At 60.9% G+C, this 15,870-nt stretch carries 19 protein-coding genes and 1 tRNA gene; 3 read left to right on the top strand and 17 right to left on the bottom strand.

From position 1 onward, the window contains the following. Nucleotides 1–5 precede the first annotated feature (5 nt). From H567_RS26935 to nusG, 9 genes are all read right to left on the bottom strand, one after another. On the bottom strand, nucleotides 6–1,043 hold the full coding sequence (locus tag H567_RS26935; RefSeq protein ID WP_153306051.1) for a type II secretion system minor pseudopilin: 1,038 nt from the start codon (nucleotides 1,041–1,043) through the stop codon (nucleotides 6–8). Next, nucleotides 1,036–1,686: a PulJ/GspJ family protein gene (locus H567_RS0104445; protein WP_028320477.1), complete on the bottom strand. Its 651-nt coding sequence runs from the start codon at nucleotides 1,684–1,686 to the stop codon at nucleotides 1,036–1,038. The genes H567_RS26935 and H567_RS0104445 overlap by 8 nt, the downstream gene beginning before the upstream one ends. 4 nt (nucleotides 1,687–1,690) lie before the next feature. Continuing rightward, complete coding sequence (locus H567_RS0104450; RefSeq protein ID WP_161626564.1) at nucleotides 1,691–2,113, bottom strand: type IV pilus modification PilV family protein; 423 nt, start codon at nucleotides 2,111–2,113, stop codon at nucleotides 1,691–1,693. A gap of 154 nt (nucleotides 2,114–2,267) precedes the next feature. Next, nucleotides 2,268–2,807, bottom strand: a complete 540-nt coding sequence (locus H567_RS26940) for a GspH/FimT family pseudopilin (protein ID WP_161626569.1) — start codon at nucleotides 2,805–2,807, stop codon at nucleotides 2,268–2,270. Between the two features lie 214 nt (nucleotides 2,808–3,021). Further along, nucleotides 3,022–3,453, bottom strand: a complete 432-nt coding sequence (gene gspG, locus H567_RS0104460) for a type II secretion system major pseudopilin GspG (RefSeq protein WP_028320480.1) — start codon at nucleotides 3,451–3,453, stop codon at nucleotides 3,022–3,024. Between the two features lie 84 nt (nucleotides 3,454–3,537). Further along, the gene (gene gspF, locus H567_RS0104465; protein WP_028320481.1) at nucleotides 3,538–4,767 is read right to left on the bottom strand and encodes a type II secretion system inner membrane protein GspF; all 1,230 of its coding nucleotides are present in this window, start codon (nucleotides 4,765–4,767) and stop codon (nucleotides 3,538–3,540) included. Nucleotide 4,768: 1 nt separating this feature from the next. Then, the gene (gspE, locus tag H567_RS0104470; protein WP_028320482.1) at nucleotides 4,769–6,283 is read right to left on the bottom strand and encodes a type II secretion system ATPase GspE; all 1,515 of its coding nucleotides are present in this window, start codon (nucleotides 6,281–6,283) and stop codon (nucleotides 4,769–4,771) included. Between the two features lie 437 nt (nucleotides 6,284–6,720). After that, on the bottom strand, nucleotides 6,721–7,680 hold the full coding sequence (locus tag H567_RS0104475; protein ID WP_028320483.1) for a GDP-mannose 4,6-dehydratase: 960 nt from the start codon (nucleotides 7,678–7,680) through the stop codon (nucleotides 6,721–6,723). Between the two features lie 28 nt (nucleotides 7,681–7,708). Continuing rightward, complete coding sequence (nusG, locus tag H567_RS0104480; RefSeq protein ID WP_028320484.1) at nucleotides 7,709–8,236, bottom strand: transcription termination/antitermination protein NusG; 528 nt, start codon at nucleotides 8,234–8,236, stop codon at nucleotides 7,709–7,711. A gap of 299 nt (nucleotides 8,237–8,535) precedes the next feature. On the opposite strand from nusG, the gene H567_RS0104485 reads away from it, so the two are divergent. Continuing rightward, nucleotides 8,536–8,739 carry a DUF6485 family protein gene (locus H567_RS0104485; protein ID WP_028320485.1) on the top strand — a complete coding sequence of 68 codons (204 nt, stop codon included), beginning with the start codon at nucleotides 8,536–8,538 and terminating at the stop codon, nucleotides 8,737–8,739. Nucleotides 8,740–8,786: 47 nt separating this feature from the next. On the opposite strand, the gene H567_RS0104490 is transcribed toward H567_RS0104485, so the two are convergent. The 6 genes from H567_RS0104490 to pyrG form a co-directional block, all read right to left on the bottom strand. Continuing rightward, nucleotides 8,787–8,863, bottom strand: a tRNA-Pro gene (locus tag H567_RS0104490). Nucleotides 8,864–8,907: 44 nt separating this feature from the next. Then, a complete protein-coding gene (locus H567_RS29780) occupies nucleotides 8,908–9,030 on the bottom strand; it encodes a hypothetical protein (RefSeq protein WP_279614967.1) in 123 nt (40 codons plus the stop codon). A 93-nt stretch (nucleotides 9,031–9,123) separates the two neighbouring features. After that, nucleotides 9,124–9,801: an NUDIX hydrolase gene (locus tag H567_RS23145; RefSeq protein WP_084516891.1), complete on the bottom strand. Its 678-nt coding sequence runs from the start codon at nucleotides 9,799–9,801 to the stop codon at nucleotides 9,124–9,126. Then, complete coding sequence (locus H567_RS0104505) at nucleotides 9,798–10,565, bottom strand: orotate phosphoribosyltransferase (protein WP_161626565.1); 768 nt, start codon at nucleotides 10,563–10,565, stop codon at nucleotides 9,798–9,800. Before H567_RS0104505 ends, H567_RS23145 begins: the two co-directional genes overlap by 4 nt. Before the next feature lie 102 nt (nucleotides 10,566–10,667). Continuing rightward, nucleotides 10,668–11,195: a hypothetical protein gene (locus H567_RS0104510; RefSeq protein WP_028320487.1), complete on the bottom strand. Its 528-nt coding sequence runs from the start codon at nucleotides 11,193–11,195 to the stop codon at nucleotides 10,668–10,670. Nucleotides 11,196–11,325: 130 nt separating this feature from the next. Beyond that, nucleotides 11,326–12,918 carry a glutamine hydrolyzing CTP synthase gene (gene pyrG / locus H567_RS0104515; protein ID WP_028320488.1) on the bottom strand — a complete coding sequence of 531 codons (1,593 nt, stop codon included), beginning with the start codon at nucleotides 12,916–12,918 and terminating at the stop codon, nucleotides 11,326–11,328. A 166-nt stretch (nucleotides 12,919–13,084) separates the two neighbouring features. On the opposite strand from pyrG, the gene H567_RS0104520 reads away from it, so the two are divergent. Beyond that, complete coding sequence (locus H567_RS0104520) at nucleotides 13,085–13,459, top strand: hypothetical protein (RefSeq protein WP_153306052.1); 375 nt, start codon at nucleotides 13,085–13,087, stop codon at nucleotides 13,457–13,459. Between the two features lie 38 nt (nucleotides 13,460–13,497). Continuing rightward, nucleotides 13,498–14,817, top strand: coding sequence for a ribosome biogenesis GTPase Der (gene der, locus H567_RS0104525; protein ID WP_028320490.1), 1,320 nt, complete (start codon nucleotides 13,498–13,500; stop codon nucleotides 14,815–14,817). A gap of 16 nt (nucleotides 14,818–14,833) precedes the next feature. Here the strand turns inward: der and H567_RS0104530 are convergent, their stop codons facing one another. After that, a complete protein-coding gene (locus H567_RS0104530) occupies nucleotides 14,834–15,085 on the bottom strand; it encodes an anti-sigma factor family protein (RefSeq protein ID WP_028320491.1) in 252 nt (83 codons plus the stop codon). Continuing rightward, nucleotides 15,082–15,690: an RNA polymerase sigma factor gene (locus H567_RS0104535; protein ID WP_028320492.1), complete on the bottom strand. Its 609-nt coding sequence runs from the start codon at nucleotides 15,688–15,690 to the stop codon at nucleotides 15,082–15,084. Before H567_RS0104535 ends, H567_RS0104530 begins: the two co-directional genes overlap by 4 nt. Nucleotides 15,691–15,870: the final 180 nt, after the last annotated feature.

Consider the following 15,870-nt stretch of genomic DNA (forward strand, 5'->3'; position numbering starts at 1 on the left):
CTTTATCACACCCCATCGATCCACCGCACAACCCGGTACTGCTTGGGATACCGGCTGTCGATCTCGACGAGCATCTCCACCGTCTGCCTGACATGGCTGTCGGGCAGCAGACCCGTCGCCGTCAGCGTATAGTATGGATTCAGCTGCAACGTCACGAAGGGCTGCATCATTCGAAAGACGTCCGGGCCGACGACACCGACGACGTCGCTCTCGGCCAGAAAATCCTGCGATTCCCGGTATTCGAGAAGCGCCCGTACGAGATCTTCGGTCATCCCCGGCAGCGCCAGCAGCACCTGCGGAGAGGCTGCATTGATGTTGATCCGATGGGGATCCCCCCCCGCCCCCCTCCGGCGCATGCTGAACCCAGGCTCATTAGGCGACGGATAGACCGTGACCAGATCCTTGAGCCCGCGGTAGAAGAGTTCGGGCGTGACGCCCTTCACCAGAAGCAGTTCCTCGACGGAATCGAAGGGCCCGTTCTTCGCCTCGTAGGGGGGGCGCAGGCCCTTGTAATAGTCCGTCTCGGCCCCGTTCACCCGGTGCAAATCGTCTTCATCGCGCCAATCCTGGATGGAGTCCACAATGACCTCCCGGTCGCCCTCATCCATCTCGAAGCCGTTCAGCATCATCATCAGAAGCTCCGGGCCGGCCTGATTCAGGTTGACCTTCCCGCTCTCGTTCCCGATCATCAACTCATAGCCGGCGCGCCCGAAAGGCGCCGGTGGCAGCTTGACGTTGATCCGCACCTGGTCGCGCCCTTCGCCGTCCATTTCATCACCGGTCTGTACCTCCTCTTCGATGCGCATGATCTCCTGCGGGCGCAGCTCGTTTTCAATGACCATCTTCAGCCCCTGGCACAGCCCGGCCCTCGCCGCATAGTAGGCCTGGGTCGCCTCTTTGAAATTCCGGGCGATATTGAGCTCTGTCCGCATGGCATAGCAGAACTCCCCCACGATCACGGAAAGAAACATGAGGACCCACAGCACCAGGAAAAGGGCGAACCCTTCCTCTTGGGGTCTTTGAGCGCGGCGCTGACTAGTCAAAGAAGACCTCCGGCAGGATAGGGGCGACAACCTCGATCACGGCCTCGTCCTCCGCCCTCTGAAACGAAATGCCGACCGCCTTCGGGTAGCCTCGATACTCCAGCGCGTCCCAGGCATCGACCCATTCGCCCGGCGAGCCGTCGGTTTCCGGCGTGAGGTAGGCGAACCGGACCGCCTCCGCCCCCTCGAGGAGCCAGACCGTATCCTTGTCCTTGATCCGGCCAAGGTCGGCATAGGGCCCCATAAAGACCGTGTTCTCCTCGAAAAGCCGGATGCCGGTGCCGCCCTCCCCATCCCGCATGACATCGTATCGGACATAAACCATCCCGAACTTGTGCCCCGGAGCCAGCGCCTTGTGAGAGATGAACGACATCGACCGTTCATCCCCGTTGAACAGCAGAACCTGCTCATCTTCATTCAGGCTTGGAGGCGGCACCCGGACCCACATCGAGGCGATCTGGCGCTTCATCAGATCCAAAACAATGCGCTGCCGCTCGGTGGAGCCGATATCCTTCTCGCCCTTTTCCCAGGCCCGGACACCCAACTGGAAGGCCCCGAGGATGAGCACGACCACCACCGCCATGATGGTCATCGAAAGCATCAATTCCAGGAGCGTAAACCCCCCTGCAGCCGGCCGATTCATCCCACTAACCCCCGTCCGGCATCAAAACAGGCTCGATCGGTTTGGCTGTCTCGAGTTCGAACTGCCTCTCTTTGTCGCCCGCGCCCCAAAAAACCACGACCCGGACGTACAGGATATCGAACGGCAAATCAATGACAGGCATCGCATCGTCCGCGACCGCCTCCTCCACCTCCGGAATCACCAGGACCGTCTCGGCCCACCAGCGGAAGCCGTCGCCGAAATCCCCTTGCTCAACGCTTTCCCCCAGGTTCTCGACGGCGAGGATCTGCTCCATTTTTTCGCGAGCGTGAAAGACCGCCCGGTTGTAATCCGCTGCGATCACGCTCGAACGGAGCCCTCCCGCAAAAAGCTGCATGATCGTCACCAGGCAGATCGCCAGCACAGCGACCGCCACCAGGATCTCCATCAGCGTGAAGCCCGCCTCCACCCTCGGGCGCTCCGAGCCCGGCGACGGCAGAAAACGGACGCAACCCTCCCCCCACCGGCATCCGTTCCCCGGCCGCGCGGAAATCCGCAGCGCCCGCCGGACATGCCCCCGGAACCACTGCGGTCGAAGGCGTCTTGTTCGAGGAGGAGCCATTTCAATCCACGACCTGAGTCAATTGCACACCGCCGGTGATAAAATCCACAGCTACGCGGTAGCGTGCCTCGCGCTCGTTGATGAAGACCAGTTCACCCCCGGTGCAGCCCCCGCTGGGGGAAAACACGATCTCGAAAAGCCCGCTCGCCCTCTCATCTTCGTCCCAAACCGCCTTTTCGAGGCGCACACCTTCGGGCAGCGTATAGGTCTTCAGGATAACGCGCCCAAGCTCGTCGCGCCGGACCTCGCGCCTGTCCGCCTCCGGCTCCTCCCGATCCCCCGTTTCGGGGCGGGCGGCCAGAAGCGCCAGGGCATTGTCTTCGAACGAAAACAGGACCACGTAAGGGACTCCCTCCCAACTGGCCTGGCTGCGGGCATAGCGAAGCGTCGCCGCCGTCTTCTTGGCGGCGTCCCGGAGCGCCGCCCCGCTCAATCCACCGCCGGCCCGCACCCCTACAACCGCCGCCACAACACTTATCAAGACGAGCACCACCAGCAATTCCATGAGGGTGAAGCCGGGGCATCCTGTCCTTCGAGGCATTCGCCCCGTACCCCTCAACCCTTCCAATGGCTTCCCCCCTGGAGCATGCATGACGGCTCCCGTGCTTCACCTGTTGCGATCATCCCGGCTGCCACGGGCCGATCGGGCCGACAGCCCCGGGCGGCTCTTTACCCACGGGGCCGCATTCATCCGGTCTCCGCCGGCAACCCCACGCCTCCGGCAAGACCGGTCTCCTTGCAGACCACCGCCGGTGCTAGCCGATGTCCTTCCAGTTCACGATGTCCATATCCGAACCTTCACCCCCCGGACTGCCGTCGGCCCCATACGACGTGAGGTCGTAATCGCCATGCTCGCCGGGCGACTGATAAACGTACTCGTTGCCCCAGGGGTCTTTCGGGACCTCTTTGTTCAGATACGGACCATCCCAACGCTCGACCCCGGACGGCTTCGTCCGCAGGGCCTCGAGCCCTTCATCCGTGGTCGGATATTTTCCCGTGTCGAGGCGGTAGGTGTCCAGGGCCGTCTCGAAAAGCGAGATCTGCGCCTTGGCCGACCGCTGCCTGGACTCGTCCACCTTCCCGAACATGCGCGGCCCCACCAGGGCCGCCAGGAGGCCGATGATCACCATGACGATCAGAAGTTCGATCAGTGTGAAACCCTGTTGCCGTCTGCATCGATCTCTCATTGTTTTTCCTCCGCGCTTTCCCAAGTATTCTCCAACAACACACATCAAATGGGGCGCCCTCCAGCCGACCGGTGCCCGGCGCCCCTAAAACGGCATATCGTTCATGCTGAAAATGGCCATCAGCATCGAGATCACGATGAACCCCACCACGACGCCCATCAGGAGGATCATGGCCGGCTCGAGGAAGCTGACCAGCCGCTTGATCAGGTTCTTGACCACCTTCTCATAGTTCTCCGCCACCCGCAGAAGCATGTCGTCCATCCGGCCGGTCTCCTCTCCGACCATGATCATCTGGATCGCCAAAGGCGGAAAGACTGCGATGTCTCCGAGGGGCTTCGACAAACGCTCCCCCTCCTTGACCCGCTCGTAGACCTCCGACAGCGACTCGCGGACGATGACATTCCCCATGATATCCGTCGCCAGCTGCAGGGCCTGCAAGATTGGAACCCCGCTTCGCGTCAGCGTCCCGAGCGTGCGGGTGAAACGGGCCACCTCGACCTTGCTCACCAGGTCCCCGGTGAAGGGAAGGGTCAATTTGAGCCGGTCCAGCCTGCGCCGGCCCTTCGGGGAGCGGGCCACCCGCCTCGAGACGAAGACCGCCGCCGCGAGCAAAGCCAGCAGGATCGGCCAATAACTCCGAAGCCCCTCACTTACGGCCAGCAGCATCTGGGTCGGCCAAGGGATCGCACCACCCATTTCGGCGAAGATCAGGGAAAATTTCGGGATGACGTAGGTCATCAGGATGATCAGCGATGCTCCGCCGACCAGGATGAGGAAGATCGGGTAGATCATGGCCGATTTGATGAAATCGCGCAGGTCCTGGGAGCTTTCGAGGAAAATGGCCAGCCGCTCCAGCACGGCCTCCAGGACGCCGCCGGCCTCCCCCGCCCGCACCATATTGATGTAGAATCTGGAAAAGACCCGCGGATACTTCGCAAGGGCATCGGAGAGATAGCTTCCACCCTGAACCGTCTTGAGGATATCCGTGACGATTTCCCGGAACCGGTCTTTCTCGACCGCCTCGATCAGGATGGACAGGGCGCGGTCCACGGGCAGCCCGCCGGAGAGCAGCGCCGACAGGTCCTGCGTGAACACCATGACGTCCTTGTTGGTGATGCGCTTGAAGACAGCGGACGCGGAGCCGGACAGATCCAGTCCGAACCGCCGGCCTTTCCCCCCCGCCTGGGAGACCCGGATGGGGATGTACCCCATTTCCTGCAGCCGTCCCACCGCCCCTTTCTGGTCGTCCGCCTCCAGGCTCCCCTGCACGATCTTGCCCGACGGGTCAGTGGCTTTATATGAATAGGCCGTCATATCATTTTTCCAGCGTCACCCTCAGGACCTCGGCGATCGTCGTCAGCCCATCCTTCACCTTCACCCAGCCGTCCTGGCGCAGCGTCCGCATCCCCCGCTCCATGGCGACATCCTTGATCCGTTCCGTGCTCGCATGGGCGTTGACCTCCCGCCGGATCGCATCATTGACAGGCAGATACTCGAAAATGGCGGTCCTTCCCTTGAAGCCCGTTCCGCGGCAGTGTTCGCATCCTTTTCCGGCCATAAAGGTGATGCCTTCGATGTCTTCCGGGCCGACCCCCATCGTGCGGAGAAGCTTTTCATCGGGCTGGGCCTCCGTCTTGCACTCCGGACAGATGATCCGGACCAGCCGCTGGGCCAGGACACCGAGGAGTGTGGAGCTCAGGAGAAAGCTCTCGACCCCCATGTCCAGGAGCCGCGTGACCGCCCCTGCGGCATCGTTCGTGTGAAGGGTGCTGAACAGAAGGTGCCCTGTCAGGGCCGACTGGATGGCGATATCCGCCGTCTCCTTGTCCCGGATCTCGCCCACGAGGATGATGTCGGGGTCCTGGCGTACGATGGAGCGCAGGCCCCTGGCAAACGTCATCCCGATCTTGGAATTCACCTGGATCTGGTTTACACCCGCAAGCTGATACTCGACCGGCTCTTCGAGCGTGATGATCTTGTTCTCCGGCGAGTTGATCTTCGCGAGGGTCGTGTAAAGGGTGGAGGTCTTGCCGCTTCCGGTCGGCCCGGTCACGAGGATCATGCCGTAGGGCTGCGAGATGAGGTCCTCCCACTGCTCCAGGATATCGTTCGGGAAGCCGATTTTCCGCAGATCCAGGATCAGGGTGTCCCGGTCGAGGATCCGCATCACCAGGCTCTCGCCGAAAAGGGTCGGGATCGTGGAGACGCGGAAATCGATTTCCTTGTCCCCGATCTTGAGCTTGATCCGGCCGTCCTGGGGCAGGCGCCTCTCGGCGATGTCGAGCTTCGCCATCAGCTTGACGCGCGATATGACGGCGGCCTGGAGCCGACGGGGAGGCGATTCCACGTCGTGCAGCACCCCGTCGATCCGGTACCTTACCTTGAACTCCTTTTCGAAGGGCTCGAAGTGGATATCGCTCGCCTTCAACTCCACGGCATTCAGGATGAGGCGGTTGACCAGGCGGATGATCGGGGCCTCGGCGGCGAGATCGCGGAGGTGGTCCACATCCTCTTCCGCACCCGCCGACAACTCGTAGATATCCTTGCCCGCCTCTTCGATGATCGTCCCGATCGACTGGCTTCCGGCCCCGTAAAGACGTTCGATGACATCGTTGATATCCTCGTCGCGGCCCTGCACCACCTCGATCTCCAGACCGGAGGCCAGACGCAGGGCGTCGACGGTGTAGAAGTCATCCGGGTCCGCCATGGCCACGTGGAGCGTACCGTCGTTTATGGCCAGCGGAACGAATCGGCTCTGCCGCATAAATTTTACGGAAAGGTTTTCGAGAACGATCGGTTCTTTTGGATAGTCCTGGTAGGATATCAGCATGTCAACGCTTTCCTTGGATCGCGGCCTCCATCGCAAAAGCCGCTCTCTTATCGGCGGCCCTGCGCCGGCCGGCGGATCCAGACCGGTACAGTGCCCAGATCTCGACGAACAATTCTACTTGAAAGATTCTCGGACATGCAAGCCTTACCATGAAGAAAAAACATTACCTTTTTGAAAGGTTTACAGCCCGTGAACGGAAGGAGCCTCCTGCCCGGCGATCGATGCCAGTCCTCGAGCGAGCCGGCACCCGCCGCCGGGAGGCTGCCCGCTGCCCTTGCTGCCTCTTCGAAATCACCAGCGATAATGCCAAGCAGCGGGAGTTGGGGGCCAGGCGCCCCGGCGCTGTTGGACAAGAAGGTTCAGAGTGCGCCAAGCTTCGTGGCCGTCAGGAAAAGAGCAGACTCGCTCGGCGCGGGGAAACCGGTTCCAGGCGGCTCTCAGGCCTTGAAGTAATCGATCACCCCCTGGATGATGGCATCCAGATCGCGGGCCGGCTCGAAGCCGATCAGATCGCGGATCTTGCTGATGTTCGGACAGCGCCGCTCCATGTCCTCGAACCCCGGGCCGTAGGCCTTCTCATAGGAGAGGTGCTCGATCTCGGAGGGGCTGCCGGTCATCTCCTTCACCCGTGCGGCAAGCTCATTGATGCTGACTTCGTGGTCATTCCCGACATTGAAGATATCCCCCTCCGCCCGGGGCTCGGACATGAGGCGCGTGATCGCATGGACCACATCCTTCACGTCCGTGAAGCTGCGGGTCTGTTCACCGGTGCCGTAGACGGTGATCGGCTTGCCGAGGAGGGCGCTTTGCACGAAATTCGGCAGCACCATCCCGTACTGCCCGGTCTGCCGGGGGCCGACGGTGTTGAACAGCCTTCCGATGACCACCGGCAGTTTCTTTTCATCGAAGTAGGCGAGCGCCAGGAACTCGTCCAGGGTTTTGGAGCAGGCATAGGCCCACCGGCGTTTTTTCACCGACCCCATCACCCGGTTGTTTTCCTCGGAAAGATCGTGCTCCACATGCTTCCCGTAGATCTCCGAGGTCGAGGCGATGAAGACCTTTTTCTTGAAGCGGTTGGCCAGCCGCAGAACCGCTTCGGTCCCTTTGACATTCGTGTCGAGGGTTTCGACCGGATGGTCCATGATGTTCCGGACCCCCACCGCCGCCGCCAGATGGTAGATGTGGTCCACCTTGAAGACGAGCTCGTTCATGACCGACTCGTTCAGGATGGTCTCCACCACGAGGTGGCAACGCTTGTCCCCCTGAGCCGCCTTCAGGTTGGATAGACGCCCGGTCCACAGGTTGTCGATGATGAAAACCTCATCTCCCTGGGCCAGCAGGTGTTCCGCCAGGTGTGACCCGATGAAACCGGCGCCGCCGGTGATCAATACTTTCATATCCGTATTCCCTTTCTTGGTGCCTCCATTAATCGATCAAACCATGCTCGGGGACCTTTTCGAGGGCCCAGTCATCGATCTCTATCGCAAGGGACCGCTTCAGGAGTTCGATCGAAACGACCACTTTGCCTTTGCCCCGCGGGCGGATGTAGAAACCCACCAGCCCCTTGAACGGACCCTCCATGATCATCACCCGGTCGCCCTTGCGCATGTAGGCCCGGTTCTGAACCGTCCGGTCGGTCCCATCCAGGATCATCAACGAAGCGATTTCCTCTTCTCTGGCAGGCACCGCCTTGCCTTTGAAACCGATCATGCGGACCACGCCGATGGTTCTGAGAATATGATGATACTCCTCCGGTTCGAGGCCGGTCCGGACAAAGACATAGCCGGGGAGAAGCGGCACCAGGAGTTTCCTGCGCCGGTCTCTGCGCCGGCTCATGACCTGTATCTGCGGAAGAAACGCCTCGTGCCCTTTTCCGGTCAAACCATCGAAGACCTTCTTCTCGAAGCGGCTGCGGGTGTGCAGCGCGTACCATTGCTTTTCGGCTTCTTCCATTCCTCGGATCCTGAAGGTCGGGCCCTTGAAGTTTCAGATTTCGGGTTTAAAATGAAGTCGTTTTTTTGATCCGCCGATTCCGGCGAATCAGGTACAGGGGACCTATCCGCAAAAAAGTCTCAAGGACAGGAACAGAACGTCTCGTCTGTAGAATAGACAATAGAATTCAATATGAAAGCCTTCATGTTCCAAAAAATCATCGTTTGAAGCGCATCGCCGTCCGCTTTTCGAGGACTCCGGCCTTCCCATCGATCGAGGTCCAATCGAAAAAATCAAAGGGAAAAGGAGACAAGGGAACGATGGAATGTCAACAGGAAAAAAACCTCGCGCGCTGCAACTGCACCTACGATCCCTGTTCACGCAAAGGCATCTGCTGCCAGTGCATCGCCTACCACCTCAAGATGCGGCAGCTTCCAGGCTGCTGTTTTCCGAAGGACGCCGAGGCCACGTATGACCGCTCGTTCGAGCACTTCGCGCGTCTGGTCCAGAAGGGCGCGATCTGAAAAAAAGCCGTCCCCTTTCGAAGACGGCTTCCGTGCATTTTGATAACTGGTCGGGACGACTGGATTTGAACCAGCGACTCCCGCGTCCCGAACGCGGTGCTCTACCAGACTGAGCCACGTCCCGACACATCTTATGATTTATACGCTATCTGTTTTCGAGAGGCAAGTCTAATTTGTTTCCATCCGGAAATGGTCTTTTTGGCCAATCTCGGCGCCAATCTGCACGTTTGCTTGTGCGGCGATCTGCAGGTCGCCTCCGCGCAACCGCTTAATTTCCTTGATATTGGCCAAACCGGGACCCGCCCCGCAGGGGTGGGACTGAGCACACGCAGCGTGTAAAAAAAATCCTCATTTCAGGATTGGAAACGGGGTTCTACCGCGAAATCATTTCCGGATGGGATCTAATTTGCGTGCGACGATCCGCATGAAATTATCCATGATCCTGGCGGTGGCCCCCCAGACGACATCTCCCTCATAGGTATAGGCCCGTGTGCGATAGACTTCCCCCTCATACTCGACCGAATCGCAGCGGTAGCCGGTCTGGGCTGGATGAAAAACCTCGAGAGGCACCTTGACCAGGGCCGCCACCTCCTGGGGGTTCAGGCGGAAGGGATAGGACGGAGGCACCAGCCCGACAAACGGATGCACCACGAATCTGGAGACCAGCGTGAGGGTGTCGTCCATCCGGCCAAGCGGCACCACGTCCTCGGGGCAAAGTCCGATCTCCTCGTACGCCTCGCGAAGGGCGGTCCGCCAGGCATTTCCGTCCCGGGCCTCGAACTTCCCGCCGGGAAACGAGATCTGCCCTTTGTGATGGGGCACGAGATGCGTCCTCCGGGTCAAAATCACCGCGAAGCCGCTCTGCTCCTCCACAAGGGGAATCAGCACCCCGGCCCTCCGGTGCGTTTCGCGGGCATCGCGGAGCCGCAGGGGCTGTCTCGCGTTGAGAAGCGACCGGATCGTTTCCGAAAACCCGCTCAGGAGTTCACCAGGCGCCAACCCTTCCAAAGAGGGAGAGACGCTCGGATTACATATTTTTTCCGCGGCCCCCGGCTCGCTCATGGTCTCTGCGTCACCCCGTAAATTGCCACGTAGCGGTCGAACTCCGCTTTCGTGGCGGCGTCCATCGGACGGCTCTCTCCGTTGATTCTCAAGGGGATCCTCTTTTCATGGAGATACGCGACGATCTCGCGAATCCCCGCGACAGCATAAACCGGCACTCCGGTCCGGGCTTCGAATTCGGCGATGGCGTCAGCGCCCCGGCGCCCCTCGACGACCCGGCCCGCAGCATCGTAAACCGCCGTCGTCTGCTCGCGGTCGACCGCGATGCCCACCCCGGTCACCTGGCAGGCGATGCCCCGCGCCCCGGCCTCGTCGGCGATCTTCTCGAGCAGTTCGATCTTCGTCCCCATGGAGGTCGCAACATCGTCCACGACAAAGATGCGGCACCCGTCGAAAAGCGTCTGGTTGACCAGAAGACTCTTTATCTTGGAGGCCTCCCCGTGGGTCTTGGCCTCCTTGCGGTCGTATTCGAAGGGCAGATCGCGGCCGTACTCCTCCCAGAGGGCGATGCTGGTGGCCAATGCGATGGCGCTCCCTTTGTAGGACGGTCCGAGGATGACATCCACCTGGCTGCTCAGCCCTTTCGCCGTCATCATCTGCGCGAAAAAACGACCCATCCCGAGCACCAGCCGGCCGGTGTTGAAGCGTGCCATGTTTACGAAATAAGGCGTCGGCCGTCCATCCTTCAGAACCAGGCCCTGCTCAAAAAAAATAGCCCCGGTCTCCGCAAGGGACCGGGCCAGTTCTTCCTTGTAGGTTTCCATCGGCATATCATAAGCAATCTTCGCGCCTACTTCAACAGTTTCCGATCCGGAAATGGTCTTTTTGACCAATCGGCGCGTCTCGCGAAGCGGCATCGATGGGAATCAGAGGTCCTGGATGGCTTTGAGGGCTTTAGGGATCAGCTTGCGGACGAAGGCCTCGCGGTCAAAGGTGCTCAGCCCTCTGTACTCATCGTAGCCGGGATGGCCCGAGCTGAGGCGGGGGATCTCGGCCTGCAGACCCGGTGCCACCTGCTCGAACTGCAGGACGATTTCGACCAGCGTGTAATCCTCTCCCGGGTAGGACTCGATCCAGCCGAGGCGCTTCATGCACTCGAACCGGATCCGATCGAGGATGAAGAGGTACTGGTCGATGACGTCCATCTTGTTCTTGGCCGACAGGTCGGCGAACTCGAAACCCGACCCCATCCCCCGCAGGGTCATGATCAGATCATAAATGTAGAAGGTCCCTTTCTCCCTCCCCTGGGCAAGGAAGGTCAGGGTCTGAAGGGATAGGCCGGACAGGCACGTCTCCGCACCGAAATCCTCGCCGAAGCGGGCCCCCCAGTTGCGGTAGGCCCGCTTGACGAGAAGATCCTGCCGCCTTGCAGACAGATCGATAACTACCGTCATAGCCTTCTTCGTCTTCCGCCACGCCGCGCCGAAACCTCCGATCCCAGGCCGCCCCCCCGGCGGCCGCCGGTCCTCTTTAGGACCGGCTCATCCTCGCCCGTCCCGCCCCAAGCCATAATCGGGGCCCGTGCTACCGGTTCAGACATGCCCTGACAAACCCGTAGAACAGGGGCGCTGGCCGCTCCATGCGGGAGGTCAGCTCGGGATGCGCCTGGGTCGCCGCAAAGAACCGGAGCTGCGGGAGTTCGATGAATTCCACCAGCCTCCCGTCCCGCGACAGGCCCGAAAAGGTCATCCCGTTGTCGGCGATCCGCTGGTGGTAGTCCGGGTTGACCTCGTAGCGGTGGCGATGGCGCTCCGATACCTCGGCGGCACCGTAGAGTTCGCGCACCAGGGTCTCCTCCTTCAGAACCGCCGGATAGGCGCCGAGCCGCATCGTCCCCCCCTTGTCCTTCACCGTGCGCTGCTCGGGCAGGATGTCGATCACCGGGTGAGGGGTGTCGGGGTCCATCTCGGTCGAGTTGGCGCCCTCGAGCCCGCAGACATGGCGGGCGAACTCGATCACGGCCAGCTGCAGGCCGAGGCACAGCCCCAAAAAAGGGATATCCCGCTCCCGCGCCATGCGGATGATCTCGATCTTGCCTTCGGTCCCCCTCACCCCGAATCCGCCCGGCACAACAATGCCGTCCACTCCTTCCAGCACATCCGATTCATCGAGGTTCTCGAGTCCGGTCGTCTCCACCCATTTCAGATTGACCTTGCACCGAAGATGGGCCGAACAGTGGTTGAAAGCCTCGATGATCGACGCGTAGGAATCCTCGAGCTTCGTATATTTACCGCACATGGCGACCGTCACGGCATATTCGGGGTTGCGGATGTTCTCGATGTACTGCCGCCACTTGCGCAGGTCCGGGGGGCTGTAGATGTGGAGCTTCTTGTGGATGATCTCCGGCAGGCCCTCCTGCTCGAAGATCAGGGGGATCTCGTAGATGTCCTCGACGTCGAGCCCGGTGATCACCGCATTAGGATGCACATCGCAGAAGCTCGCGATCTTGGACTTGATCTCCCGGGTGAGGAACTCCGAACAGCGGCCGATGATGATATCCGGGAAGATGCCGCGCTGCTTCAGCAGGTTCACGCTCTGCTGCGTCGGCTTGGATTTCTGCTCGTTGACCCCGTAGGGGATGGGCACGTAGGTCAGGTGAACGTACAGGATGTTTTCGCGGCCCACATCCTCTTTCATCTGCCGCATCGCTTCCAGGAAGAGTTCGTTTTCGATATCCCCGACCGTTCCCCCGATCTCGACGATCACGAGGTCCGGCTGCTCTTCCTGGGAAATTTCGAAGATGTGGTGCTTGATGATATCGGTCACATGCGGGATGTACTGGACGGTCTTTCCGAGGTAGTCCCCGCGCCGTTCCTTCTGGCGGACCATGTCGAAGACCTTGCCCATGGTGAGGTTCCACTTGGACTTGCAGTTGACGCCCAGGAACCGCTCATAGTGCCCGAAATCCATGTCCACCTCGCCCCCGTCCTCCAGCACGAAGACCTCGCCGTGCTCGAACGGGTTCATGGTGCCCGGATCCACGTTCAGGTACCCGTCGCACTTGATGGGGATGATCTTGAGCCTCGAAGATAGGAGGTGGCCGATGGAGGCCGCGGCGATCCCTTTTCCCAGACCGGAAAGGACACCGCCCGTGACGATGATGTATTTCGTGGGCATCATGAAGAAAACCTTATCGGCGGGGGAACCGTGCTCCCGGCAGGACGCCGAAGGGCCTGCCGCCTCATCCCCTCGGGACCCGGGATCGAGCCGCCTTTTTCGGCGGCGTGTCCTGCATTTCTGGAATCCACCGCCTAGAGGCTCTCATATTCAGGCGATCACCGCCTTGCCGGGAATCATCACTCTGCGTAAAACGCACGTGCCTGGACTGCCGCTCCCGCAGCAGAGCGCGAAGCCGAAACAACCCTTACCCATTAAAAAGGAAACCAAGCATGGGTACGGAGGAGACCTGCAGGCCGCCGCACAAGCAAACGTACAGATGGACACCGAGATTGCCAAAAAGGCCCTTTCCGAACAGGAAAACAACCCCATCGGCACGTGCGGATCAGATCCGTTCGCAGTCAACCTCGTAGGTTTCTCAGAGAGGAAACTAACCGCCCCCAACCCAATAGTCAAGCCCAATTCCTGGTGCCGCCGTGGCCCCCGAAACAGCCGGCCGCAGGGATTGCCCTTGACCGCCTCGACAAAAGGGGTACAATGAAAAACTTTTTTATTTTACGGGGAAATCAGGAACAATCCATGCCCGAACCGATCATCGCCATCGTGGGCCGCCCGAATGTCGGCAAGTCCACCCTTTTCAACCGCATCTCGCGCTCGCGCGACGCCCTGGTCGACAACCGCCCGGGCGTGACCCGCGACCGCATCCATGCCTCGGTCCTGTACGAAGGGGTGCGTTTCACCCTGGTCGACACCGGCGGGTATGACGATCTCGGCCAGGATCCCCTCCTCGGCCAAGTCCGCCGTCAGGTGGACCGGGCCATGCAGGAGGCCGACCGCGTCATCCTCGTGGTGGACGGCCGCCAGGGTGTACTTCCCGGCGACGCCGAGATGGCCCAGACGCTCCGCCGGAGCCGGAAACCGTTCTTCGTCGCGGTCAACAAGATCGACGGCCCTGAGCACGAGCATCTGTCGAACGAATTCTTCGGCCTCGGGGTGGAGCAGGTGCACCCGGTCTCGGCCGCGCACGGCTATGGCGTGCGCGCGCTCATGGAGGCCGTCACGGCCGATTGGCCGTTCGAAGAGACGCCCCTGCAGGAACAGCAGGAAGGCGGCCCCATCCGCGTGGCCGTCCTGGGGAAACCCAACGTCGGGAAATCCTCCTTCATCAACCGCATCCTCGGCGCCGAGCGCCTGGTGGTCAGCGATCTTCCCGGCACCACCCGCGATGCGGTCGACACCCCGTTCTCCTTCAAAGGGCGGAACTATGTCCTGATCGACACGGCGGGCATCCGCAGGAAGGCCCGCGTCAAGGAGAAGATCGAAAAATTTTCCGTGATCAAGGCCTTGAAGCGCCTCGAACAATGCCACATTGCGGTGCTGATGCTGGATGCCTTCGAAGGGGTCGCCGAGCAGGACGCCCGGATCTGCGGGTACGCCCTCGAAAAGGGCAGGGGCCTCGTTCTGGTGATCAACAAGTGGGACCTCGTGAAAGGAGACCGGTCGAAGCAGGCGGACCTGAAGCGGACCCTGGACCGCGAGCTGTCCTTCGTCTCTTTCGCGCCCCGGATCCATGTCTCGGCCCTGACCGGGGAGCGCGTCATGAAGGTCTTCCGTGAAATCGACCTCGTCTACAGCCAGTTCGCGAGTTCTTTCACCACCGGGGTGGTCAACGCAGCCCTTCAGGAGGTGGCCGGACAGCATCCCCCGCCGCGCATCGGACACGGGCGGGTGCGGTTGTTCTACGCGACGCAGGTCGGAAGCCGCCCCCCGGCCTTTGTGGTCTTCGCAAACCGCCCCGACAAGATCACCCCGGCCTATGAGCGCTTTCTCCTGAACGGCATCCGTCAACGGCTCGGCCTGGAGAAGACACCCATCCGGCTCTTTTTCAGGCGGAAGTGACAGCCGGCGATCCGGCTCATCCGGCAGGCTCATTCCGCCCGATGCAATCGAGAAGGGTCTTCCTGAGACGCTCCCTCACATCATCCGGCATGGACTCGCAGGGGACCCTGCGGCAGAGGGCGATGGTCTTTTTCAGAGACTCGACGCAGGCCTTGCAGGGCGGGCACTCTTCGAGATGGGCCTCGATCTCCAGGCAGGTCTCCGCAGTCAACTCGCCGTCCAGATATTCCGAGACCCGTTCGAAGTATTTCCGGCACTCTTCGCTCATCGGGCGCCCTCCTCCCAGCCGTCCTCGGCTATGGCCTGGCGCAGGAACAGCCGCGCGCGGTGCAGCCGGGTCTTGACCAGTTGCGTCGAGATCCCCATGATTTCAGCCGTTTCCTCCGTACTGAACCCCTCGATATCACGCAGATTGAACACCATCCGGTATTTCGGCGGAAGCGCGGCGATGGCCTGTTCGATCCGTTCCTTCAACTCGGCGCGGATCAGATGATCGGATGGATTTTCGGACCAGTCGGGGATCTCATAGGCAACCGGACCATCCTCACCCGGTATCAGGGCGTCGAGCGACAACTCCCGGTCGGGCTCGCATTTCTTTTTCCGCCGCTTCTTCAGACACGCCCTGGCGGCTATCTTGAAAAGCCAGTTCCGGAGTTTGGTCTCCCCCCGAAAACCGTCCAGATAGCGGAAGGCACTGAGAAAAGTCTCCTGAGTGACATCCTCCGCATCCTCGGACTGACGGCACATCTTCAGGCCAAAATTGAATAGACGGTCTCCATAGCGGCGGACGATCTCGTCCATGGCCTCCGGCGCCCCTTCTTTGAACCGCCCGACCAGATCGCTGTCCGAAGCATCCCGGAGTTGATTTTCCATGCCAGCCCACCATATTAATCTTGCATCATCGCGGGGATTTTCTTACCCTGAAATAAACTCTTAACAAAAAGACCCGGGCATTTCAAACGAAATGAGGCTTGGACGGGCGTCGGGCGGCAATCGGACGTTCGGGGCGAACGTCCTGAAACGCTCTGCATTCCCCAGCGCAAGAGCCCGATT

The organism is Desulfatiglans anilini DSM 4660 (assembly GCF_000422285.1).
Classification (GTDB): domain Bacteria; phylum Desulfobacterota; class DSM-4660; order Desulfatiglandales; family Desulfatiglandaceae; genus Desulfatiglans; species Desulfatiglans anilini.

Bases quoted from the DNA above. Each gene is read 5' to 3' on its own strand.
- H567_RS23145 (WP_084516891.1), bottom strand. From the start codon at position 9,801: ATGAGCGAGCCGGGGGCCGCGGAAAAAATATGTAATCCGAGCGTCTCT.
- pyrG (WP_028320488.1), bottom strand. From the start codon at position 12,918: ATGCCCACGAAATACATCATCGTCACGGGCGGTGTCCTTTCCGGTCTG.
- H567_RS0104535 (WP_028320492.1), bottom strand. From the start codon at position 15,690: ATGGAAAATCAACTCCGGGATGCTTCGGACAGCGATCTGGTCGGGCGG.
- gspF (WP_028320481.1), bottom strand. From the start codon at position 4,767: ATGACGGCCTATTCATATAAAGCCACTGACCCGTCGGGCAAGATCGTG.
- H567_RS0104530 (WP_028320491.1), bottom strand. From the start codon at position 15,085: ATGAGCGAAGAGTGCCGGAAATACTTCGAACGGGTCTCGGAATATCTG.
- H567_RS0104445 (WP_028320477.1), bottom strand. From the start codon at position 1,686: ATGAATCGGCCGGCTGCAGGGGGGTTTACGCTCCTGGAATTGATGCTT.
- nusG (WP_028320484.1), bottom strand. From the start codon at position 8,236: ATGGAAGAAGCCGAAAAGCAATGGTACGCGCTGCACACCCGCAGCCGC.
- H567_RS26940 (WP_161626569.1), bottom strand. From the start codon at position 2,807: ATGCCTCGAAGGACAGGATGCCCCGGCTTCACCCTCATGGAATTGCTG.
- H567_RS0104510 (WP_028320487.1), bottom strand. From the start codon at position 11,195: ATGACGGTAGTTATCGATCTGTCTGCAAGGCGGCAGGATCTTCTCGTC.
- der (WP_028320490.1), top strand. From the start codon at position 13,498: ATGCCCGAACCGATCATCGCCATCGTGGGCCGCCCGAATGTCGGCAAG.
- gspE (WP_028320482.1), bottom strand. From the start codon at position 6,283: ATGCTGATATCCTACCAGGACTATCCAAAAGAACCGATCGTTCTCGAA.
- gspG (WP_028320480.1), bottom strand. From the start codon at position 3,453: ATGAGAGATCGATGCAGACGGCAACAGGGTTTCACACTGATCGAACTT.
- H567_RS0104475 (WP_028320483.1), bottom strand. From the start codon at position 7,680: ATGAAAGTATTGATCACCGGCGGCGCCGGTTTCATCGGGTCACACCTG.
- H567_RS0104505 (WP_161626565.1), bottom strand. From the start codon at position 10,565: ATGGAAACCTACAAGGAAGAACTGGCCCGGTCCCTTGCGGAGACCGGG.
- H567_RS0104485 (WP_028320485.1), top strand. From the start codon at position 8,536: ATGGAATGTCAACAGGAAAAAAACCTCGCGCGCTGCAACTGCACCTAC.